This window comes from Haloarcula sp. CGMCC 1.2071 (assembly GCF_037078445.1).
Taxonomy (GTDB): Archaea; Halobacteriota; Halobacteria; order Halobacteriales; family Haloarculaceae; genus Haloarcula; species Haloarcula amylolytica.
The window spans coordinates 1-22,233 of the sequence record NZ_JAYMGY010000002.1 but is presented as its reverse complement, the minus strand read 5'-3'; the positions used below and the strand labels follow the sequence as shown (position 1 = coordinate 22,233).

Genomic DNA, 22,233 nt, shown 5'->3' with positions numbered 1-22,233 from the left:
ATGGCGAGCGTCTCCGTCTCACACCTGATCCTGTTCATCGCGTCGATGGCCATCGCTGCGAGCGTTGCCGGCGTATTCACGAGCAGTATCGGCGAGCTAAGCAACGCTGTCTCGGAACAGGGGCTGGACGTAAGCAGCGACGTTCGGACCGACGTGGAAATCATTTCCGACAGCGGTAGCGACACCATCTACGACAGCGGCGCGAACACAATCACGGTTCACGTCAAAAACACCGGATCGGAGACGTTAGCGCCAGTCCCCGGACAGATAGATGTGTTCGTCGACGGCACCTTCGCCACCGACTACACGGTGACGCTGGAGCCGGACGGCGGTAACAGCTGGCGGCCCGGTGAGGTCGTTCGCATCGACATCAACGACAACCTCAGTGGCGGCGACCACCGCCTCAAGCTGATTGTCAACGGCGACGAGGAGGTGTTCGAGTTCAACACATGAGTATCGCAAGTACTGACCTATTCTCGCTCGGACTGGACGATCACGACCGACTGAACAAGGAACTGGGCGGCGGTATCCCGCCCGGCAGTATCATCCTCGTCGAGGGTGACTACGGGGCCGGCAAATCCGCCATGAGCCAGCGGTTCACCTACGGCCTCTGTGAGGAGGGCCACGAGGTGACATACCTCTCAACGGAACTCACCGTCGGGAGCTTCCTCGACCAGATGCACTCGCTGTCCTATGACATGGTCGACCACATCCTCGACGAGGACGTGCTGTTCCTGCACGCCGACATCGGCGAGTCGAACGCGCTCACCGGCGGTGACGAACAGTCCGACCGGAAGGAACTCCTCAAGCGACTGATGGAGGCCGAGGTGATGTGGGACGCCGACGTCGTCGTCATCGACACCTTCGACGCTATCCTCCGGAACGACCCCAAGTTCGAGGCCCTCGTCCGGCAAAACGAGGAGCGCCAGGCCGCACTGGAGGTCATCTCCTACTTCCGGGACGTCATCTCCCAGGGCAAGTGTATCATGCTCACCGTCGACCCGTCGACGCTGGACGAGGAGGCTATCGGTCCGTTCCGGGCCATCGCTGACGTGTTCATCGAACTGGAGATGATCGAGGTTGGCAACGACGTGCGCCGGCAGATCAACGTCCTCCGATTCGCCGGCATGGGCGAGCAGGTTGGTGACACCATCGGGTTCTCGGTCCGTTCGGGAACCGGCATCGTCATCGAATCGCGCAGCGTCGCCTAGAGGTGATATAAGATATGACAGACCACGGACGTGCGAAACCGTCGGACGAACTTCGACAGATGGCAGCGCGGCGGCCCCACCTGCGGGACCACCTGAAGAAGTTCAAGCAGATCACCGGTGAGTTCCCGATGCTCATCGACGAGGCCGACGACGAGTACGAGACGAACCGGCCGAACGTGCTCTACCCGGTCGGCGGCCCCATCTTCTGTCATATCTACGGCGACGTGGGCCAGGACATGAAGTACTACGCCATCGAACCGGAGCTGGACGAGGACGAGCGGGCCGTCTTCGGGAAGGTCCGGAACCGCCTGCTCCAGCGCAGCGTCAACAAGCCCGCGCCCGAAAACGAGGCCCAGTTCGACGACCGTATCGAGGAACTCCTGCAGGAAACCACCAAGGTCCGGGACGAGGACAGCGACAGCGGCGTCCTCACACGCCTGTCGAACTTGACCGACGTGAACAGCGTCGAGGTCACACAGGAGACCTACGAGAACATCCTCTACCGGCTGAACCGCGATATCGTCGGCCTCGGCCCGCTCGAACCGGTCATGCGCGACCCGGCCAACGAGGACATTCACGTCATCGGCCGCAGCGAGTGCCACGTCGACCACGGGGTCTATGGCATGCTCGAAACCACCGTCGAGTGGCAGAGCGAGGAGGCCTTCGACCAGTGGCTCCGCAACATGGGCGAACGGATGGGCGACCCCGTCTCTGACTCTGACCCTATCGTCGACTCGACGCTGCCGGACGGGTCACGTCTGAACCTCATCTACTCCGACGACGTGAGCCTCAAAGGCCCCTCGCTCACTATCCGTCAGGGCGACGAGGTGCCGCTCTCCATCTTCCAGATTACCAAGTGGATGACGCTGTCGCCGCAACTGGCCGCGTATCTCTGGCTCTGTCTGGAGAACGAACAGACGGTGTTCGTCGTCGGGGAGACGGCGTCCGGGAAGACGACGACGCTGAACGCCATCACCTCGTTCATTCCCGACGACGCGAAGATCTACACCGCGGAGGACACCGCCGAGGTGCTGCCCCCGCACAACACTTGGCAGCAACTCCTCACCCGTGAGGGCGAAGACGAGGGAACCAGCATCGACATGTTCGATCTGGTCGCCGCCGCGCTGCGTTCCCGCCCCGACTACATCATCGTCGGGGAGGTTCGTGGTGAAGAGGGGCGGATGGCGTTCCAGGCCGCCCAGACCGGTCACCCGGTGATGCTGACGTTCCACGCGAGCGACATCGTTTCGATGATTCAGCGCTTCACCGGCGAACCCATCAACGTCCCCGAGACGTTCATGGACGTGGCCGACGTGGCGCTGTTCCAGAACCGCGTCAAGCAGGGCGATCAGGTCCTGCGCCGCGTGACGAGCGTTCAGGAGATCGAGGGGTACTCGAAGGAGATGGACGGTGTCGTCACCCGGCAGGTGTTCAACTGGGACCCCGTCGAGGACGAAATCATCTTCCAGGGGATGAACAACTCCTTCGTCCTCGAAGAGCAGATCGCGACCCTCCTGGGGTACGAGGACACGCGTGACATCTACGACGACCTCCAGTTCCGTGCTGACATGATCGAGCGGGCCATCCAGGAGGGTATTCTGGGGTATCACGAAGTCAACGACTTCATCTCCGACTTCCAGCGTGACGGCGTCGAAGGGATTCCGTTCAACATCGCCAGGCCTGACTAACGATGGCACAGGGCGAAGCTGAAAGCGGACTCGACCTGACGATATCCGAGACGATCCAGTCGCTCGTGGAGTCCTACCGCCAGATGACGATCCCGCTGGAGCGGTATCTCTTCCTCATCCTGCTGCCAGCCGTCGCCTTTTTCGCTATTTCCACGGTCGTCGCCTTACTGCTGGATCAACCCCTTGCGGTCCGAGCACCGATTCCCCTGCTTGGATTTCTGGTGATGGCGTCGGCGATTTTCTACCCAAAGATCCTCCTGAGCCAGCGCAAGCGCGAACTCAACAACCGGTTTCACCTGCTTATCACGCACATGACCGTGCTGGCGACGACGAAGATCGACCGGATGGAGGTGTTCCGAACGCTGGCCGAGGAAGACGAGTACGGCGAACTCGCGATGGAGATGCACCGCATCGTCCAGCTAGTCGACACCTGGAACCTGAGCCTCGACGACGCCTGTCGTCGCCGCGCCAAACAGGTCCCGAGCCGCGCAGTTTCGGACTTCTTCGACCGCCTCGCGTACACGCTCGGGGCCGGGCAGGGACTCGACGATTACCTCCTGACTGAACAGGAGCAGATCATCCAGCACTACTCGACGGTGTACAAGAGCTCGCTCGACAGCCTGGAAGTGATGAAAGACCTCTACCTCTCGATGATTCTGTCGATGACGTTCGCGCTGGTGTTCGCCGTCGTTCTGCCGGTGCTGACCGGAACGAACCCGACGATGACCGTCAGCGCCGTCATCGTGATGTTCGTGTTCGTCCAGACCGGCTTCTACCTTGCCATCCGATCGATGGCGCCCTACGACCCGGTGTGGTTCCACCCGGTCGACTACCCGTCGCCGATCGAGTCCAAGCTCAACAAATCGATGGTCGCCGGCGTGGGACTGTCGATGCTGCTCGTGTTCATCACGCTTGGGGGGATGCTCGGTATCTCGCCGATCACGCTGAACGACCTCTTTTTCATGTTCGACGAGGTGCCGCTGCCCCTCTATGCCGCCGCGCCGATAACCCCGATGATCATTCCCGGTATCGTCTTCCGGCAGGAGGAACAGCGCATCAAGGACCGCGACTCGGAGTTCCCGAACTTCATCCGTGCGCTCGGGGCGACCGAGGGCGCGAAACAGTCCACGACCGGTACAGTGCTTCGTACCCTCCGGAAGAAGGACTTCGGCGCGCTGTCGCCAAACATCGACAACCTCTACAAGCGACTCAACATGCGTATCGAGCCGACGGCCGCCTGGCGCTTCTTCACGGCGGACTGTCGCTCCTATCTCATCCAGACCTTCTCGGAGATGTATCTCATCGGCCGCGAGATGGGTGGGTCCCCGAAGCAACTGGGCGAACTCATCTCCGAGAACATGAACCAGGTGTTGCAGCTCCGCCAGAAGCGCAAGCAGGCGACGACGACCCTCGTCGGCCTCCTGTACGGGATGACCGCCGCCTCGACCTTTGCGTTCTTCATCGGCCTGCAAGTCGTCAACATCCTCGCCGGTATGTCACTCAATCTGAGCACCGGCAGTCGGCTCGATGCCGCCTCGCTCATCAACACTAGCGTCTACAACATCCCGCTCATCGAGTTCCTGCTCATCATTATCATCATGTTCGGCGCGATGCTGTCGTCGCTGATGATCCGGACCGTCGACGGCGGCCACAACGCCAACACCTACATGCACTTCGTGATGCTGTCCTGGATCGGCGCTGTTACGGGGTCCTTTACGAAGTGGCTGGTGTCGCAGTTCCTCTCTATCTAGTACCTTTTTACTGCGTCGGGTGTCCTCGCGCGCTCGAAGAGCGCGCTGTGGGCACCACTCCTTGTAAAAATCTACGCTAAAAACGACCTCCGAGTCGCGGCCACGGGCCGCGCTCGGAGTGAAACCGCTCGCTCCGCTCGCGGTACATCATCACCATCAGCACAGCTTTCGGTATGCCTGCCCTTCCCCGGGCCGCACCACGGAGGGCGCTCCCGGCCTACAGCACCGCAACAGCCACTCCCGGCCCACGGCACCGCAGTACCGCGACAGCTACCCCTCGAAGCCGTCTTCCCACCGGAACACGCCGTCTTTCTGGACGACTTCGCCGTCGACTTCGAGCCGCGACCCCTCTCCCATCGTCGTGATGAGGTCCTCGTGGACGGCGCTGTCGTTGCCGGACTCACCCTCGGGGAGACAGGCGTCGTACGCGCGCCCGAGCGCGAGGTGGACTGTCCCACCCATCTTCTCGTCGAAGAGGATGTTGTCGGTTATGCGGTCGACGCCGCGGTTCATGCCGATACCGAGTTCACCGAGCTGGCGGGAGCCCCCGTCGGTCCCGATGATATCGTCGATGACCGACTCGCCCTGTTTGGCCGACCAGTCGACGACGACACCGTCCTTGAACGTCATCTCGACGTTCTTGACGCGGCGGCCCTGTATCGTCATCGGCACGTCGAAGGTGACGACGCCGGCGGTGTCGTAGGGCGCGGTGAACACCTCGCCGGAGGGAAGGTTGTGCGAGTCGTAAGCCACGCTGGCGGCGGAGTTGACAGCGATGCGGCCGTCAATGAACAGCGTGATGTCCGTGCCGTCGGCGACGATACGGACCTGTTGGCCGTCGTCGAGAATTTCCTTCAGTCGGGCCTGCTCCTCGGCCAAAGCCTCCCAGTCCCGCAACGTGGCGTCGTAGACGAAGTCCTCGTACTCTGCGTAGGCCATCCCGGCCTGCTGGGCCATCGCCCGCGTCGGGTGCTGGGTGGACACCCAGTCCGTGTCAAGACGGGCCGCCCGAATCGCCTGCCGTGCTGTCGAGTACGCCTGCCGCTGGTCGCTGTTCACGTCGGCCGTCTCGGTGGTGTTCCTCGACCCTTTCAGGAACAGCACGCTGTCGGCCCGTTCGTACAGCGCCAGTTCGTACTCGGGGTCCTCGGTAAACGATCCGTCGTGGGCCTGCAAATAAGCCCGCGTGAGTTCGTCGGACTGGTACGTCGACAGGAGGTTCGCGCCGCGGTCGCCCAACTGCTCGGCCACGGCGACTGCGAGGTCGTGGGCACCGTCCTCGACGGCCACGACCACGTCGTCACCCGATTCGATGCGAGCGCTCCAGTCGACCAGCGTCCGGGCGTGCTCGCGTATTCGGTCGTCCATACACCCAACAGAGGCGGACGGGTCAAAACAGCGATGATCGCCGGACAGCACCGTCTAGACTGAGCGTATTCCGTGTATTTTTTGCGTCCCCGAACTGAATCGTCCCGTGCAGTACGGGACAGACTCGTGGCAGTTACTCTCCGCCCACAACCGCGACAGTCGGTTGGCAACGGCGCCATGACTGGCGACGGCACGGCTGGTGTTCGTGCCACGCTTTTCCGACGAACCGCAACCCCTACCTGTTCGGTAGGCGACCCCCCGGTATGGAACTTGGCGTCATCGGACTCGGACGCATGGGCCGTATCGTTGTCGACCGCGTACTCGAAGCCGGTCACGAGGTCATGGCTTTCGACATTGAAGAGGAGAGCGTCGCTGACGCGGCCGACGCTGGGGCTCGACCGGCATCGTCCATCGAGGACCTTGCGGAGAAACTCGGCCCGGAGAAACGCATCTGGCTGATGGTGCCGGCCGGGGACCCGGTTGACGCTGCGCTGGACGAACTGGCCCCGACACTCGATGATGACGACATCGTGATCGACGGTGGCAACTCCTACTTCGAGGACTCGGTCCGGCGCGCCGAGTCGATCGACGCGGCCTACCTCGACTGTGGTACCTCCGGTGGCCCCGCCGGTGCGGAACTGGGCTTTTCGCTGATGGTTGGCGGCCCGCAGTGGGCCTACGACGAACTAATCCCTATCTTCGACGCCGTGGCGACGGGTCCCGACGGCCACGACCGAATGGGGCCGTCGGGCTCCGGCCACTACGTCAAGATGGTTCACAACGGCGTCGAATACGCGCTGATGCAGACCTACGGCGAGGGCTTCGAACTGCTCGCCAACGGCCGGTACGACCTCGACCTCGAATCGGTCGCCAACACTTGGAACAACGGGGCGGTTATCCGCTCGTGGCTGCTGGAACTCTGCGAGGAGGCGTTCCGCGAGGAGGGCAACGACCTCGGCGACGTAGCTGACCGCGTCGAGGGTGGGTCGACCGGCACATGGACCGTGCAGGAAGCACTCGAACAGGAGATTCCGGTGCCGCTCATCTACCAGGCGCTGGCCGAGCGGTTCGGCTCGCGGGCCGATGACGGTCGGTTCTCGCGCCGCCTCGCCAGCCGACTCCGGTACGGCTTCGGTCGCCACGACGTTCCGCGCCGCGAGTAGGAATCTGATCGTCGCGTGTGGGTTTTTGTGCTCCCCTTCTGGGCCGAGGGTTGCTCCGTCCAGCGGTGTCGGCGGCGTTCGCACGCTGAAACAACAGCTAATTAAACCAGTATTCCATAGCCGGACACATGGTAGAACTCGTTGGACTCGCCGCCGGGGCCACGCTCACCCTGATAGTGGTCGCGCTCCACTACGCCAAAGGGACCGGTTGGGAGGCACCGGAAGACATCTCCCAGGAGGTCCTCGAGCAGCGGGCCGCGACAGTCCCCGAGACGGACTTTCCGGAGCCGTACAACCGCTCTATCGGAGGTGGCGGTGCCACAGCGATTCCGGCCGGCGAGGCCGAAGGCGAACTCGGTGAGGGCGAGGAGACCGAAGAAGAGGACGAGGGCTTCGACCCCGATGATATCGCCGACGACGAGGTCGAGTACTACGAAATCGAATTCGCCAAGGAGGGTGAAACGATCGAGGTCGCCAACAACGAGCCGCTCCTCGACGCCGGCGAAGAGGAGGGCTGGGACCTCCCCTATGCCTGCCGCGAGGGCCAGTGTATCTCCTGTGCCGGCCACATCGAGGACGGCCCGGCCGAGGACTACATCCGCCACAGCAACAACGATTCGCTGATGGATGACGACATGGAAGAGGGGTACTGCCTGACCTGTGTCGCCTATCCGACCAGCGACTTCACCCTCGAAACCGGCGAGTCACCCTGACGCTGCGGTTCACAACCGTTAAGACGGACAGCCTGATAGCACTTTTCGTGGGCGGCTAGTTCAGCGGACAGAACGCCTGGTTCCGGACCAGATGGTCGGGGGTTCAAATCCCTCGCCGCCCGTGCAGCGAACCCGAGTTTTACGAGCGGTGAGCGAACCGGAAGCGAGGATTTGAACCCGGGGAGTCGCAGCGACCGAGCGAAGCGAGGGCGATCGTCTCCACTCGGTTCAAATCCCTCACCGTTGCCTACATACCGACAAGGCCATAGTATCCGGCGGTTCGACGGCTCTACAGGACAAAGGAGATGATGGCGAGGACGACGAAAATAATCACGAGCCACTTCGCGATATCCATACTCAGCCCGGCGACACCGCGCGCACCGAGGATCGCCGCGACCAGCGCGAGGACGAGGAACAGAATTGCCAGTTCGATGAGTCCGCCACCGAACTGGAGTGGGAGCGTGTGTGGCGCGACGGCACTGGCTGACAGGCTGCTCTGAAGTGTCATACGTCCACTTCTCTTTCAGGCTATTTGACACCTCAGATATTCACAGTGTTGCGTTGTTATCATCATCTGAGTGACAGCGCTGGAGAGGACAATTCATGGTAACTGGCCGATGTGTCACTGGGTTGGGGGCACAAGAGCCTTTGTTGATCCAGCCGGATGTACGAATACATGCGTGTGCTCGTTGTGGGTGCGACTGGATTCATCGGACAGCGACTGGTTCGTGCCCTGAACGACGCAGGCCACGACGTGGTGGCGTTCTCCCGGAGCGCGAGCGAGGAATCGTTTCCCGACGGGGTCGAGCCGTTCGAGGGCGACCTCGGCGACCCAGACTCCCTCGATGGGCTCTGCGATGATATCGACGTCGCGTACTACCTCATCCACTCGCTCACGTCCGAGAACTTCGCCGAGTTAGACCGTCGCTACGCTCGTCGGTTCGCCGACTCGGCGTCGGCTGCGGGCGTCGACAGGGTCGTCTATCTCAGCGGCATCAGCGGTGACGAGGAGAACCTCTCGCCTCATCTGGCGTCGCGGCGCGAAGTCGAATCGGTGCTTGCGGAGGGGTCGTTCGACCTGACAGTACTCCGGGCGGCGGTCATCATCGGCCCGGAGAGCGCGAGCTTCCGGATCGTCGACGACCTGACCGACCGTTTGCCGCTGATGCTTGTCCCCAAGTGGGTCCGAACGCCGTGTCAACCCATCGGCGTCGACGACGCAATCAGCTACCTCGTGGAGTTACTCGGTGCCGACGAGACCCGCGGCGAGACCTACGACATCGGCGGGCCGTCGGTGTGGTCCTACGAGTCGCTGCTGAAACTCACCGCGGCGGAAAAGGGCAAGCGGGTGTTTATCATTGCCGTGCCGGTGATGACGCCGGGCCTGTCCTCGCACTGGCTTCGCTTCACGACAGACGTACAGTACGCCATCGCGCGGCCGCTGGCCGAGAGTATGCGGAACCCGGTCACGGTCGATCCGGAGATGGACCTGCAGGACGTCGTGCCAATCGAACAGACGCCAATCAAAGACGCCGTTCGGCGGTCGCTGATGGAGTCGTAGGCCCTGCGGGACTGTTTTGGGGCTGTGCGGTGCAGACGTAGCTATGCCCGAATCGGTCGCCGTTACTGGTGGCAACGGCCGCGTCGGCCAGCACGTCCTCGAACACCTGACTGCAGCGGGGTATCGAACGGTCAACCTCTCCCGTGGCAAACGGGAGGAAGACCATTCGGACGCATACGTCAGGACTGACCTGCTCGATGCGGGCGAGGTCTACGGCGCACTCGCGAAATCCGGCCCCGACGCGGTCGTCCATCTCGGGATGAGTCCCACGCCCGACCACACGCCGGGGTACCGGACCTACGAGAGCAACGTCATGTCCAGCTATCATGTGCTGGAGGCGGCCGGCGAACTGGGCGTCGATACGGTTGCCCTGGCGTCGAGTTTCAGTGCTATCGGCGGCGGGTTCGAACCCGACCACATCACGGTCGATTATCTCCCGATTGACGAGGACCACCGCCTCACGCCGTCGAACCCGTATGCAATGGGGAAACAGGCACTGGAGATCACCGCCGACGGGTTCGCCCGCCGGAGCGCGGACGCCCCGGACACTATCATGTCGCTTCGGCTTCCGTGGGTTGTCGACGACGACCTGGCCAGGGAGACGTTCGTCGAGGCAGACCGGACACTCGCCGGGTCTCGGGCGTCACCGCACTTCCACACCCAGCGGAACACGCTGTACGCGTACGTCCACACCACCGACGCCGTTCGGCTCGTCGAGCGGGCCGTTGCGGCGTCGTTCGACGGCCACGAACGCGTCTGGGTCTCGGCACCAGATACGAGCGCCGAGACGCCGAGCGCCGAACTCGCGGCGGAACTGTACCCCGATGCTGACTACCGGGGGCCGACAGCCGACGACGAGAACCCGTATGCGACGCTCATCGACACGACGAAAGCCGAGCGGCTGCTGGGCTGGGAACCGACCTGGAGCTGGCGACAACTGGCGTGAAGCCAGCGGCGGCCCGCCCATCGATCCGGACGCCGCCATTACCATGCCGCATGTAGCGGCCGTTTCATCCGGAACACGTTGCTAAAATGTAATGTGTATGTAACTAACATGCATGAGTGACGCCGAACAGCCGTCAGAGAGCGAGACACACGACCATCACGAGCATCACGACCACGAGGGGCCGGGCTATGCCACCCCGCAGGCGGCCATCGAGGAGGCCGAGCGCGAACGGACCGCCTACGTGATGGGGCTGCACGTCGGCCAGGACGTCGACGCGCCGGACTTCCTGGCCGTCGTCGACGTAGCCCCCGACTCAGACACGTACAGTGAAATCATCAACCGGGTCCAGATGCCGAACAAGGGCGACGAACTCCACCACTTCGGGTGGAACGCCTGCTCGTCGTCGTGCCACATGGAGGGGTTGGAGCGCCGACACCTCGTCATACCCGGCCAGCGGTCTTCCCGCATCCACATCGTCGACACGAAGGAGCGCCGCGACCCCGAACTGACGAAAGTCATCGAACCGGAGGCGGTGTACGAGCACGACCTCTCCGCGCCCCACACCGTCCACTGCATCCCCGACGGCGAGATTCTCATCTCCATGCTGGGCGACGCCGACGGCGACCTCCCCGGCGGCTTTCTGGAACTGAACGACGACTTCGAGGTGCAGGGCCGGTGGGACCCGCCCGGCGAGATCGAGATGAACTACGACTACTGGTACCAGCCCCGCCAGAACGTGATGCTGTCGACGGAGTGGGCGGCCCCGAAGACGTACTACCCCGGGTTCGACCTGGACGACGTCGAGGACGGCAACTACGGCCAGCGGCTCAACTTCTGGGACTGGGAGGCCGGCACCGTTGAGCAGACAATCGACCTCGGCGAGGACGGCCTGATTCCGCTGGAGGCCCGGTTCCTGCACACGCCCGAGAGCACCCACGGCTACGTCGGGGCGGCGCTGTCCTCGAACATCATCCACTTCTGTGAGTCGGACGGCCAATACCGTGCCGAGCCAGTCATCGAGTTCGACGACCGCGAGCACGAGGACTGGGACATGCCGGTGCCGGCGCTGGTGACGGACATCCTCATCTCGATGGACGACCGGTACCTGTTCGGGTCGAACTGGCTCCACGGCGAGGTGTGGATGTACGACATCTCGGACCCGTCGAACCCCCGAAAGGCCGATTCCATCTCTATCGGTGGCTACTTCGGCGACATCGAGCAGGTCCAGGGCCGCGACATCGTTGCCGGGCCGCAGATGCTCCAGCTATCGCTGGACGGCGAACGCCTCTACTGGACGACGTCGCTGTTTTCCTCGTGGGACAACCAGTTCTTCCCCGAGGAGGCCGAAAAGGGGTCAGTGATGCTCAAAGCCGACGTAGACCCGCGGACGGGGACGATGTCGCTGGACCGGGACTTCCTCGTGGACTTCGGCGACCTGCCCGAAGGCCCTGCTCGCGCCCACGAGATCCGGTGGCCCGACGGCGACTGTACCAGCGACGTGTGGCAATGAGGACGATGCGACTGGGCGGCCGATGACCGAGGTCCTGCTGGACTGGCGGGACAGCGACCGGACGGAGACGGTTTCGGTGCCAGACGGCGAAACGATACTCGACGCCGCGGAGGCCGCGGATATCGGGCTGCCGTTCGGCTGTCGAACCGGCGCATGCGGGACCTGTACCGCTCGCCTGCTGTCCGGCGACGTGGTCCATCACCGCCCGCCGCGGGCGCTCAAAGAGCAGCATCTGGAAGACGGCTACGTCCTGCTCTGTATCGCCGAGCCGACGACCGACGCGCACCTCGCCGTCGGCGCGACGGTACAGGCCGAACTGGTGCCGAACCCCTGGAAGTGACCGGCACCGATTCCGCTCAGCCCGACAGCGCTTGCTGGAGGGTTTGTCCCAGAAACCCGATAGCTGGAATGACGAACACTGTCGCGTGGACCCAGGCGTCGTAGGTGATGTCGCCGGGCTTGGTCAGGAGAAACAGGCCGTAGAGGACGACCAGCACGACGACCCCTAATTTCAAACCCGGCACGGCCCCACCGGGACGTATGGACAACACTGACTGGATCGGCGAGACGTTCACCAGCACGGCCGGCTGGGATCACCTGGAGACGCTGGTCGACATCGGGAACCGGATGGCGGGCAGCGACGGCGAACGGGCGGCGGCAGAAGCGACCCGGGACGCGCTGGCGGCGTACGCCCGCGACGCTCGGCTCTCGGAGTTCGGAATTCAGGGCTGGGAACGGGGCGACAGCGCCGTCCGCGCCGACGGGTCGCCGGTCGCGGCGCAGGCCCACGAGTGTATCGCTCTGCCGCGGTCGCCGGCCGGCGAGGCGACCGGTGAACTGGTCGACGTTGGACACGGCCTTCCGGAGGAGTTCGAAGACGCCGACTGCGAGGGCAAAGTAGTGCTGGCCCGCTCCGACGTGCCCGACTGGTACGACCGGTACATCCACCGCCGGGAAAAGTACTATCACGCCGTCGAGGCCGGCGCAACCGGATTTATTTACCGCAACCACGTCGAGGGCGTGCTGCCGCCGACCGGAAGCGTCGGGACAGCAGACGCACCCATCGGCGAGATTCCGGCTATCGGCGTCGCCAGCGAGACGGGCGCGCGACTGGCGCGTCGCTACGCGGGCGACGACGTCACCGTCAGCGTCGACTGCGAGACGCCCGACGCGACGAGCCAGAACGTCCACGCCGAACTGGGACCGGACACCGACGAGCGACTGCTGGTGACCAGCCACGTCGACGCCCACGACATCGCGGAGGGGGCGATGGACAACGGGGCCGGGACGGCGATGGTCGTCGAGGCCGCCCGCGCGCTGGCCGGCCGCGAGGACGAACTGGAGACGCGCGTGGAGTTCGTCGCCTTCGGTGCCGAGGAGGTCGGCCTCGTGGGGTCGAACCGCCTGGCCGACGAGACCGCCCTCGACGACGTAACGGCCGTGCTCAACTTCGACGGCGTCGTTCAGGGCCGCACGCTGAAGTGTTACACCCACGGCTTCGACGCGCTGGCGGCCGCCGCCGATGACGTGGCCGACCGCTTCGACCACCCCATCTCGCTCACGCCGGAGCAAGGCCCTCACAGCGACCACTGGCCGTTCGTGCGGCGGGGCGTCCCCGGCTATCATGTAACCAGCGAAACCGGCGGCGAGGGGCGTGGCTGGGGCCACACCCACGCCGATACGCTGGACAAACTGGAACCCCGGACGTTCCGCGAGCAGGCCGTCCTCTTGACCGAACTCGCCGTGACACTTGCAGACGACTCAGTGCGATCTGCTCACAAAGACCCCACGGAAATAGCCGATGCGCTCGAAGCCCAGAACCTCGCCGAAGGGATGCGGATCACAGGTGACTGGCCCTTCGACGACTGACACGACGCCAGTCCCTTCACTGCCACGTTCGACTCCCGCGACCTGTACGAAAGAACTACCAGATTTCTAGTATTTTCGCCCCCTCCAGTGTTCCGGTTCTCTGGTCGCTGACGATTGGATATAATGATTTACTCAGTATAGAAGTAACATATTCCGTAGGTTATTTACCATATGGGTACCTGGGAATCGATGGCAGGTTGATTGGTCTACGTACTGTAGCCCGTATGTGAACGCCGTCACCGGCGTTCGCTGCCAAGCTCCCATGCTTATCGGTCTCGCGGAGTCCGAGGCCGAGTCGACGTGAGTAAACCATACCTGCCGTCGTCAGTCAACACCAACACCAATACCTGACACAACGGCCGTCCATGTGCCAAGACGGCCGTCGTGTCCACTTTCGGACTATTCCTCTGAGGAACACCAGTCAGTAGCGAGCGCGATGCAAGGCGACACCCAGCGGCGGAGCCGGTCTATGACTCGTAGGCCTGTTCTACGTCAGCCTTCGCCGACGGAATGACCTGCTGTTCAGCCCGTCGCATCGACCGCAACGCCTCGTCAGTGAACTCGACGTCGAGCGTGGGGAGGGCTCGTGCCAGACCGCCCAGCACCTCGCCGGGGTCGATGGTGAGTTCGAAGGCGAAGGCGTTCTGATTCTCCCGCAGTGGGACGGAGAACTCGAAGTGCGTCCGGACGATATCCGTCGCCGTCTCCTTCTCGTAGGACTCGGTGACGGCGGTCCAGAAGTCGTCGCTGTCGGCGGCGACAAGCGGCGCGAGGTCGTCACCGAACGACTGTTGGCGGGCCAGCAGGCTCTCTCGAATCCGGTCCCGGCGGTCGCCACGGACGGTGTTGCGGAGCGCGTTCCAGTAGATATCACGGGCCAGCACTTCGTCAGCATAGGTATCGAACGCCGCGTCAGTGGCGGCGTAATCAAGCACCGGCTCCAGTTGGGCGAGTATCTGTTGCTGGTAGGACTGTAGTTTCGGCCGGACGACGTGGCGCTCCAGCGGGCGGCTGTTGTTCAGCAGTTTGCCCGCAACGCGGCTTCCGCTCCCGTTTGACCCGCGTAGCACGGCTGCCACGTCGAAGGCTGCGTACGTCTCGTCGACGAACTGCGAGAGGTAACGTTCGAACTCCCGTTCGACGGCACGTCGTGTCACACCCGACTCTGTGGGCTGCAGCGACCTATCCCTTACGCCGATGTCCGCTGCCGATAGTCGTTCGCGATACGGGCCGCCGCCCATCGCTGTACAACTAACACGAGCGTTATGACTGTGCATAACTAACAGCGGATGTGCCCAGAGACCTGCCCAGCGACGTCCACGCGGTGCTGACACAACTCGCTGAAGAGGGCGAAACAGCCATTATCGCGGCGGAGTACCATACGGCCCGACAGACAGTTGCGACGGCTGAGACGGTCAGCCGGAACAAACTGCCGGAGTGTGATCTGCGGTCGCGGTTGTTGCACGGCTGCGAGCAAGTGCGTACCGCGCTAGATTCCGACCATCCCGACGCTGCCGCCGAGTATCTACGAGCGATGAACCGACGACTTGCGGCCGTCGACGACGACTGCTGATACCGGTCATCGAACTACTGTTGGCTCCGTAGTATCGAGACATTGGCGGGCCAGCTCCCGTGAGAGTTAAGACACCGAATGATAATACCGTGGTATGTCTCAGCGACTATCGAAGGCCGAGGACACGCTCGCCGACGCGGGCGAACGCGAACTCGTCGTCGGTGGTGACCGGCCGATCCGGATCTCTGCGGGGCATCGACTGCGACACCACGACGGGAAATGTTCGCGCCCGCACGGACACAACTACGAAATCACCGTCCGCATCACCGGCGAACTAACCGACGAGGGGTGGGTCGTCGACAAGGGCGAGGTCACGGACGTGGTCGACGAGTGGGACCACCGCTTCCTATTGGAGGCCGGCGACCCACTGGTTGAGGCCTTCGACGCCAGCGGCGACGGCGACGCCGTGGTCGTGCTTGACCACCCGCCGACAGCCGAAGTCATGGCCGCGATACTGGAACAGCGCCTCGCCGACCGCCTCCCGGAGACGGTGTCGGACGTGGCCGTCTCCGTCCGGGAGACCAGCGAACTCTGTACCCGCTGATGCCGGTCGCAAACGACGCGCCCGGGGCCGATATCGAGGGGACCGACGCCGACGCGGAGACGGGCGACCTCCCCATCAACGAACTGTTCCAGTCGCTTCAGGGCGAGGGCCGACTGGCGGGCGTCCCGAGCGTGTTCGTCCGGACCAGCGGCTGTAATCTGCGCTGTTGGTTCTGTGACTCCTATCACACCTCCTGGGAGCCGACCCACGACTGGTTCACCGTCGACGACGTGCTCGCCGCTATCGAGGAGTACGACGCCGACCACGTCGTCCTCACCGGTGGCGAACCGCTCATCCACGATTCGAGTGCGGACTTGCTAGAGCGGCTGGCCGACCGGGGCTACCACACGACGGTCGAGACCAACGGGACCGTCGTCCCCGACGCCCCTATCGACCTCGCCAGCGTCAGCCCGAAACTGGCCTCCAGTACGCCGACGGCCGACCGCGACCCCGACGGCGACGGCGAGTGGGCGGACCGCCACGAGGAGCGCCGGCTCGACGTGCCGACGCTGGCCGAACTCGTCGAAACCTACGACACGCAACTCAAGTTCGTCGTCACGGGCCGCGAGGACATGGCCGAAATCGAGTGCCTCGTCGAGCGACTCCGAGACGCTACGTCTGCCCGCGTGTGTGACGACGACGTGTTACTGATGCCGGAGGGCCAGACGCGTGACCAACTCGAAGCGACACGGGAGACGGTCGCGGACCTCGCGCTGGAGTTCGGCTACCGGTACACACCGCGACTCCACGTCGACCTCTGGAACGACGAACCGGGAACGTAACTGCTTGCGACACCACGTACAACGATGACCGACGACACCCGCGCTGTCGTGCTCGCCTCCGGCGGCATGGACAGCGCCACGGCGGCCTACGAAGCACAGACCCGCGGCTACGACCACCTGTACCTGCTGCACACCAGCTACGGGCAGAACACCGAGGACCGGGAGTACGACTGCGCCAGCGCGCTGGCCGACCACGTCGACGCGGCGGACTTCCTCCACGTCGAGACCGGCCACCTCACGCAAATCGGCGCGTCGTCGCTGACCGACGACTCGATGGACGTGGCGGACGCTGACACCGACAGCGACGAGATTCCGACCTCGTACGTTCCGTTCCGGAACGCCAACCTGCTATCGATGGCGGTCTCCTACGCCGAGGCCAACGACTGCGGGGCCGTCTTCATCGGCGCACACAGCGAGGATTTCTCGGGGTATCCGGACTGCCGGCCCGCCTTCTTCGACGCCTTTCAGGGCGTCATCGACGCCGGCACGAAACCCGACACCGACATCGACCTCGTCGCGCCCTTCGTCGAGTGGTCCAAGACCGACATCGCCGAGCGCGGCGTCGAACTCGGCGTTCCCTACGAGGACACCTGGAGTTGCTACCGGGACGACGAACCGGCCTGCGGGACGTGCGACGCCTGCGCCTTCCGGCTGGAAGCCTTCCAGCGTATCGGCGAACGGGACCCCATCGAGTACGCCGAACGACCGACGCACGCGGAGTGAGGCTACAGGCGAAGCTGCCGGGTTGTCGGCTTCATCCACACCCCTGAAGGGGTGGGCTTTCGCCTTGCTCCCGCTGTAAACGGACCGCAGACGGTCGTCTCCCGTTCCCGGCGGGCTAGTCGTCGGCTTCGTCCCGAACCAGCCCTTCGAGGATGTACTCCGCTGAGGCTCGCGTCGTCGCCAGCGGTACGTCGTGGACGTCACAGATACGCAGGAGCGCCGAGATGTCCGGCTCGTGGGGCTGTGCCGTCAGCGGGTCCCGGAGGAAGACGATGCCGTCCATCCGGCCCTCGGCGACCTCAGCGCCGATCTGCGTGTCGCCCCCCATCGGTCCGCTCTCCTTTCGCTCGACTGTGAGGTCGGTCTCGGCCATGATGCGCTTGCTCGTCGTGCCGGTCCCGACGAGGTCGAACTCCGCGAGTGTCGATTCATAGCTCTGAGCCAGGTCGATCATCTCGGGCTTCTCGTCGTCGTGTGCGATGAGTGCCACGCGGGTCATATCTGGGGCTCTCGGGCCATCGTCTTATGTCATTTGGACATAGCACCGACTCAACTGTCGACGGAAATCTCTCCGTCAGCGGTAATCGTCACGTCGTGTCCTTCGACGGCGAACGTCAGCGCCTCCGTCGTCCTCTCTGTGACGACCGCACGGAGTGACCCGATGTCGACGTACGTATCCAGCCCGTCAATATCGTCCGCATCTAGATCTGTCGCTTCGATCACCGCATCGGCAATAACATCACCTGCGGGTTCGGGGCTGACCCAGTCGTCGGACCCCTCCGTGGCCCGGTTCCGCAGCATATACACGGTCCCCTCGTTCGAGCTCATACTCCAGTGTACGCTCCCTTCTCTTATAACAGCGGACGAGCTATTTCACTGTCTGAAATAACCGGTGGGCCGATGACGCATCAGACGGCCCGTATCCGCACACTGTCAGCCCAGACAACACAGAACGCAGCTATTCGGCAATATATCGCCCCCAGACCGGCTGCTCACAGAGGGCCGGCGTTCCACCATCTTCGCTTTCCACCAACCGGAAGCCGTCCGTGGGTTACTCGGGCGGTGAGCCGACAAGCGGCCGTTCAGGGGCCGCCAACGTGTTCTGCACCAGCGTTCGCGTCCCGCGACGGAGCCGCTCCGAGGCGGCCTGACTGGAGATCCCGAGCTCCGCGGCGAGGTCCGAGAGGGACGATTCTCGCGGGACGGTGAAGTAGCCACGATTGAGCGCGAGCAACAGCACTTCTTGCTGTGGATCCGTCACGCCGAACTGGGGAGAGGCTTCCGTGTCGTCGGTGATGGTCTGAATGTCGATGTTGATATCACTGGACACGAGCACGTCACGGAACGACAGCACCGAACTCTTCTCGGGGAACCGGGCTCGAAACACCCAGTCGTTGCCGGTCTGTGCGGCACCGAGCAGGAACCCGTCCGCGTTCAACAACGCTTCTCCGATCGTATCGATTATCGTGTCAGTTGTATGCAGGGTATACCAGTGACCATCTCCTTCTGCCGCTACGTGGGCATAGTCGGTGATACTCTCGTCCTGGGCCAGATTCGCTTCGATGGCGGGCCGCTCGACGGGGCCAATCCAGGCGACGGCACGGCAGTCGCCACTCTCGCAGTGAAGTCGCTGTATTCGTATCGCTGCTTTACTCAGCGTTTCAGCTGTTCGCTGCAAGAGGGGGGCATCGATGTGAAATTCTACTATCATGTCTCACTGTCACGCAGCAACGGTGATAAACCCCGGTCAGACAGTTGTCGTACCTGAAAACGGTGCTTGTGTAATTTCCGGGTACTGAAGGCTGACGGCAGTATGGACCGGGGTATAGTTGCTTCAAGCACCAATCGATAGCACTCAGGAAATCCACTTAAATTCACAGCATGGCCTACCATGTCTCAGGCTATGAGACGTGTTTCGGACCGCGATCACGCATCAGAGATTCTCACCCTGATACGACCCTTCGTACGTCCCCTCGTGAGCGGCGTCGGCGAGAACGAGCTGTGCGATCCGCGCGCCCTGTTCGAGTTCTATCGGGTGATGGACCTCCAGTAGTCCCTCGCCCCGCCCCTCGTAGCCGGCGTCCCAGACAGCCGTATCGAGCATACACGAATTACGGAGCAACGACGACCGCGGGAGGAGAAAGCCGATGTGTCCATCCGGAATGACGACCCGGTCGGCGTACTCGACGATGTAGCCGCCGCGGTCGAGCTGATAGATCCCGTCGCTGGGTTCGAGTTCCTGACGGTCGCCGACGGTCTTGCCGCCGCGTTCGATGCGTCCCGGCTCGCTCTGCTCGTAGATCGCACCGAGCGTGAGGTCGACGCCGTTCGGTTGTACCTGCGATTCTCTCAGGTCGCCGAGGGCATCGGCGACGAACCGCCCGCTTTTGAACATACGCGACTCTGTGCGAGTGTCGTGGAAAGACCTGCCGATCTGGCTGATCGCCCTCCGGTCGGTTGACTCGCTTCCGATACGGACTGTTGTAGTATTTACCGGTCATCGCCCCACTGTCGGTGGCGATACCGCCAATCGGCTACAACGGTCCGTATGAGTGACGGACGGAGCGGGTTTTTATATGAAAAATACGACGGAATACGCGGGATTTATACCGCCGCGCCATCCATTGACGCACGTTATGGGACAGACGCTTACGGAAAAAATTCTCGACGACCATCTCGTCGAAGGGGAGCTAACACCCGGAGAAGAGATCGGTATCGAGATCGATCAGGTGCTGACACAGGACACGACCGGGACGCTCGTCTGGCTGCAGTTCGAAGCGCTGGGCCTCGAAGAGGTCCAGACGGAACTGGCCGCCCAGTACTGTGACCACCAGACCTACCAGTTCGACTTCAAGAACACCGACGACCACCGCTTCCTCCGCTCTGCGGCAGGCACGTTCGGGGCCCATTTCTCACGCCCCGGTAACGGTATCTGTCACAACGTCCACAAGGAGAACTTCGCGGCACCCGGCAAGACGATGCTCGGGTCCGACTCCCATACGCCGACCCCCGGCGGTCTCGGCGAACTCGCCATTGGGTCCGGTGGGCTCGACGTCGCCGTCGCGATGGGTGGCGGCGCGTACTACATCGAGATGCCGGAAGTCGTCAACGTCCGCCTCGAAGGCGAACTGCCCGAATGGGCCACCGCCAAGGACGTCATCTTGGAGCTGCTCCGCCGGCTTTCGGTCAAGGGCGGCGTCGGCAAGGTGCTCGAATACACCGGCCCGGGCGTCGAGACGCTGACCGTCCCCGAGCGGACCACCATCACCAACATGGGGACCGAACTCGGTGCCACCTCCTCGATCTTCCCGACGGACGACCAGACCAAGGACTACCTCGAACGCCTCGGCCGCGAGGACGTCTTCGAGGACATCGGCCCCGACGAGGACGCCGAGTACGCCGACGAGATCGTCGTCGACCTCTCGGACCTCGAACCGCTCATCGCCGAGCCGTCGATGCCCGACAACGTCGTCCCCGTCAGCGAAGTCGAGGGCGTCGACGTCGAGCAGGTCATGATCGGCTCCTGTACGAACGGCGCTTACGAGGACATCCTCCCGGCCGCGAAGATGCTGGAAGGGCGCAACATCGACAAGAAGACCGAGATGATCGTCGCCCCCGGCTCCAAGCAGGCCTCCGAGATGCTGGCCCGCGAGGGCTGGACCGCGGAGATGATGGCCGCTGGCGTCAACTTCTCCGAGGCGACGTGTGGTGCCTGTATCGGCATCGGTCACGTCCCGGCCTCCGACTCCGTTTCCCTGCGGACCTTCAACCGCAACTTCGAGGGTCGCTCCGGTATCGAGGACGACAACGTCTACCTCTGTTCGCCGGAAGTCGCCACCGCGGCGGCCATCAAAGGCGAAATCGTCGACCCGCGGGACCTCGCCGACGAACTCGGCGACCTCGACGCCCCCGGTCTGGAGATGCCCGACCAGTACATCGGCAACTCCGAGTCGGACCTCATCGCGCCCGACCAGGCCGTCGACGACGAACTCATCAAGGGCCCGAACATCGGCGATGTGCCGCTGAAGGACCCGCTGGAGACCGAAGTCGGCGGTGAAGCCCTCCTGAAGATGGAGGACAACATCACGACGGACCACATCATCCCGGCCACGCAGGACATCCTGATGTACCGGTCGAACGTCCCGAAGCTCTCCGAGTTCACGCTCTCGCGCGTCGACGACACGTTCGCGGAGCGCGCACTCGAAGCCGACGGCGGCGTGCTCGTCGCTGGCGAGAACTACGGTCAGGGGTCCTCGCGCGAACACGCGGCCCTGTGCCCGATGTATCTGGGTATCGAGACCGTCCTCGCACAGAGCTTCGCCCGCATCCACAAGGCGAACCTGTTCAACTTCGGTATCGTCCCGCTCACCATCGACGAGGAGACCTACGAGAAGATCGAGGAAGGCGACGACATCGAGGTCGTCGACGACGCTGCCGAAGCCGTCCGCTCCGGCCAGGAAGAGTTCACCATCCGCGTGAACGACGACTGGGAAGCGACCGGCCAGCTCGACGCCTCCGAGCGCGAACGCGAGATCCTCGCCGCCGGTGGCAAGCTCTCGCACACGAAACAGCAGCACGACGAAGGCGGCGCTGCACCTGCAGACGACTAGAGAGACTCCGAACGTAGTGAGGAGTCTCTTGCGGGTCGAACGGCGCGTCGCGCCGTGAGACACGCGAGGTTTCGCAGAAACCTCGTATTGGGAGCGGGACCGTAGTGGCTCAGGGAAGCCTTTGTGAGGCTGGCATTAGTCATAGTACGTGTGGTAGGACGTGAAAGAGAGATTGTGAGGCACCTAAGCGAGGAGGAACTAGATCGACTCCAGTCTGAAAC

At 63.4% G+C, this 22,233-nt stretch carries 24 protein-coding genes and 1 tRNA gene; 17 read left to right on the top strand and 8 right to left on the bottom strand.

Going from position 1 to position 22,233, the window contains the following annotated elements:
• The 4 genes from VI234_RS04020 to flaJ are packed head-to-tail and all read left to right on the top strand — an operon-like array spanning window position 1 to window position 4,650.
• Window positions 1-453: a CARDB domain-containing protein gene (locus VI234_RS04020; protein ID WP_336329312.1), complete on the top strand. Its 453-nt coding sequence runs from the start codon at window positions 1-3 to the stop codon at window positions 451-453.
• Window positions 450-1,211, top strand: a complete 762-nt coding sequence (locus VI234_RS04015) for an ATPase domain-containing protein (protein WP_004515259.1) — start codon at window positions 450-452, stop codon at window positions 1,209-1,211. Before VI234_RS04020 ends, VI234_RS04015 begins: the two co-directional genes overlap by 4 nt.
• Window positions 1,212-1,225: 14 nt before the next feature.
• Window positions 1,226-2,899: a type II/IV secretion system ATPase subunit gene (locus tag VI234_RS04010; protein WP_008307847.1), complete on the top strand. Its 1,674-nt coding sequence runs from the start codon at window positions 1,226-1,228 to the stop codon at window positions 2,897-2,899.
• A gap of 2 nt (window positions 2,900-2,901) precedes the next feature.
• Window positions 2,902-4,650 carry an archaellar assembly protein FlaJ gene (gene flaJ / locus VI234_RS04005; RefSeq protein WP_336329311.1) on the top strand — a complete coding sequence of 583 codons (1,749 nt, stop codon included), beginning with the start codon at window positions 2,902-2,904 and terminating at the stop codon, window positions 4,648-4,650.
• A 270-nt stretch (window positions 4,651-4,920) separates the two neighbouring features.
• Here the strand turns inward: flaJ and VI234_RS04000 are convergent, their stop codons facing one another.
• A complete protein-coding gene (locus VI234_RS04000) occupies window positions 4,921-6,018 on the bottom strand; it encodes an aminopeptidase (protein ID WP_336329310.1) in 1,098 nt (365 codons plus the stop codon).
• Between the two features lie 98 nt (window positions 6,019-6,116).
• On the opposite strand from VI234_RS04000, the gene gnd reads away from it, so the two are divergent.
• The 3 genes from gnd (at window position 6,117) to VI234_RS03985 (ending at window position 8,016) form a co-directional block, all read left to right on the top strand.
• Entirely contained in the window at window positions 6,117-7,181 is a 1,065-nt protein-coding gene (gene gnd, locus VI234_RS03995) for a phosphogluconate dehydrogenase (NAD(+)-dependent, decarboxylating) (RefSeq protein ID WP_336329627.1), read from the top strand.
• A gap of 128 nt (window positions 7,182-7,309) precedes the next feature.
• Entirely contained in the window at window positions 7,310-7,894 is a 585-nt protein-coding gene (locus tag VI234_RS03990; protein WP_336329309.1) for a 2Fe-2S iron-sulfur cluster-binding protein, read from the top strand.
• 49 nt (window positions 7,895-7,943) lie between these two features.
• Window positions 7,944-8,016: transfer RNA gene (locus tag VI234_RS03985), tRNA-Arg, on the top strand.
• 167 nt (window positions 8,017-8,183) lie between these two features.
• On the opposite strand, the gene VI234_RS03980 is transcribed toward VI234_RS03985, so the two are convergent.
• Window positions 8,184-8,402, bottom strand: coding sequence for a DUF1328 domain-containing protein (locus VI234_RS03980; RefSeq protein WP_008307860.1), 219 nt, complete (start codon window positions 8,400-8,402; stop codon window positions 8,184-8,186).
• A gap of 168 nt (window positions 8,403-8,570) precedes the next feature.
• Here VI234_RS03980 and VI234_RS03975 point away from each other — a divergent pair, with 168 nt between their 5' ends.
• The 4 genes from VI234_RS03975 to VI234_RS03960 all read left to right on the top strand — a co-directional run bounded on the left by VI234_RS03975 (window position 8,571) and on the right by VI234_RS03960 (window position 12,251).
• Window positions 8,571-9,455, top strand: coding sequence for an NAD(P)H-binding protein (locus VI234_RS03975; RefSeq protein ID WP_336329308.1), 885 nt, complete (start codon window positions 8,571-8,573; stop codon window positions 9,453-9,455).
• Between the two features lie 43 nt (window positions 9,456-9,498).
• The gene (locus VI234_RS03970; protein ID WP_336329307.1) at window positions 9,499-10,401 is read left to right on the top strand and encodes an NAD-dependent epimerase/dehydratase family protein; all 903 of its coding nucleotides are present in this window, start codon (window positions 9,499-9,501) and stop codon (window positions 10,399-10,401) included.
• 112 nt (window positions 10,402-10,513) lie between these two features.
• A complete protein-coding gene (locus VI234_RS03965) occupies window positions 10,514-11,911 on the top strand; it encodes a selenium-binding family protein (protein WP_336329306.1) in 1,398 nt (465 codons plus the stop codon).
• Window positions 11,912-11,933: 22 nt separating this feature from the next.
• On the top strand, window positions 11,934-12,251 hold the full coding sequence (locus VI234_RS03960) for a 2Fe-2S iron-sulfur cluster-binding protein (RefSeq protein WP_336329305.1): 318 nt from the start codon (window positions 11,934-11,936) through the stop codon (window positions 12,249-12,251).
• A gap of 16 nt (window positions 12,252-12,267) precedes the next feature.
• Here VI234_RS03960 and VI234_RS03955 read toward each other — a convergent pair whose 3' ends face one another.
• Entirely contained in the window at window positions 12,268-12,426 is a 159-nt protein-coding gene (locus VI234_RS03955) for a hypothetical protein (RefSeq protein WP_167320670.1), read from the bottom strand.
• 25 nt (window positions 12,427-12,451) lie between these two features.
• Between VI234_RS03955 and VI234_RS03950 the strand changes: the two genes are divergently transcribed.
• Window positions 12,452-13,780 carry a M28 family peptidase gene (locus VI234_RS03950; protein WP_336329304.1) on the top strand — a complete coding sequence of 443 codons (1,329 nt, stop codon included), beginning with the start codon at window positions 12,452-12,454 and terminating at the stop codon, window positions 13,778-13,780.
• A gap of 467 nt (window positions 13,781-14,247) precedes the next feature.
• Here the strand turns inward: VI234_RS03950 and VI234_RS03945 are convergent, their stop codons facing one another.
• A complete protein-coding gene (locus VI234_RS03945; protein WP_008307873.1) occupies window positions 14,248-14,937 on the bottom strand; it encodes a hypothetical protein in 690 nt (229 codons plus the stop codon).
• A gap of 134 nt (window positions 14,938-15,071) precedes the next feature.
• On the opposite strand from VI234_RS03945, the gene VI234_RS03940 reads away from it, so the two are divergent.
• From VI234_RS03940 to queC, 4 genes are all read left to right on the top strand, one after another.
• Window positions 15,072-15,353: a hypothetical protein gene (locus tag VI234_RS03940; RefSeq protein ID WP_008307874.1), complete on the top strand. Its 282-nt coding sequence runs from the start codon at window positions 15,072-15,074 to the stop codon at window positions 15,351-15,353.
• A 94-nt stretch (window positions 15,354-15,447) separates the two neighbouring features.
• Entirely contained in the window at window positions 15,448-15,897 is a 450-nt protein-coding gene (locus VI234_RS03935) for a 6-pyruvoyl trahydropterin synthase family protein (protein WP_008307876.1), read from the top strand.
• On the top strand, window positions 15,897-16,679 hold the full coding sequence (locus VI234_RS03930; RefSeq protein WP_336329303.1) for a 7-carboxy-7-deazaguanine synthase QueE: 783 nt from the start codon (window positions 15,897-15,899) through the stop codon (window positions 16,677-16,679). The genes VI234_RS03935 and VI234_RS03930 overlap by 1 nt, the downstream gene beginning before the upstream one ends.
• Before the next feature lie 24 nt (window positions 16,680-16,703).
• On the top strand, window positions 16,704-17,402 hold the full coding sequence (gene queC, locus VI234_RS03925) for a 7-cyano-7-deazaguanine synthase QueC (protein ID WP_336329302.1): 699 nt from the start codon (window positions 16,704-16,706) through the stop codon (window positions 17,400-17,402).
• Between the two features lie 115 nt (window positions 17,403-17,517).
• Here the strand turns inward: queC and VI234_RS03920 are convergent, their stop codons facing one another.
• The 4 genes from VI234_RS03920 to VI234_RS03905 all read right to left on the bottom strand — a co-directional run bounded on the left by VI234_RS03920 (window position 17,518) and on the right by VI234_RS03905 (window position 19,797).
• The gene (locus VI234_RS03920; RefSeq protein ID WP_008307882.1) at window positions 17,518-17,901 is read right to left on the bottom strand and encodes a methylglyoxal synthase; all 384 of its coding nucleotides are present in this window, start codon (window positions 17,899-17,901) and stop codon (window positions 17,518-17,520) included.
• A 50-nt stretch (window positions 17,902-17,951) separates the two neighbouring features.
• Window positions 17,952-18,230, bottom strand: coding sequence for a HalOD1 output domain-containing protein (locus VI234_RS03915; protein WP_336329301.1), 279 nt, complete (start codon window positions 18,228-18,230; stop codon window positions 17,952-17,954).
• A 223-nt stretch (window positions 18,231-18,453) separates the two neighbouring features.
• A complete protein-coding gene (locus VI234_RS03910) occupies window positions 18,454-19,113 on the bottom strand; it encodes a helix-turn-helix domain-containing protein (RefSeq protein WP_336329300.1) in 660 nt (219 codons plus the stop codon).
• Window positions 19,114-19,335: 222 nt separating this feature from the next.
• Entirely contained in the window at window positions 19,336-19,797 is a 462-nt protein-coding gene (locus tag VI234_RS03905) for a deoxyuridine 5'-triphosphate nucleotidohydrolase (RefSeq protein WP_442905018.1), read from the bottom strand.
• A 241-nt stretch (window positions 19,798-20,038) separates the two neighbouring features.
• Here VI234_RS03905 and VI234_RS03900 point away from each other — a divergent pair, with 241 nt between their 5' ends.
• Window positions 20,039-22,012 carry an aconitate hydratase gene (locus VI234_RS03900; protein WP_008307889.1) on the top strand — a complete coding sequence of 658 codons (1,974 nt, stop codon included), beginning with the start codon at window positions 20,039-20,041 and terminating at the stop codon, window positions 22,010-22,012.
• The last annotated feature ends 221 nt before the right edge of the window (window positions 22,013-22,233 follow it).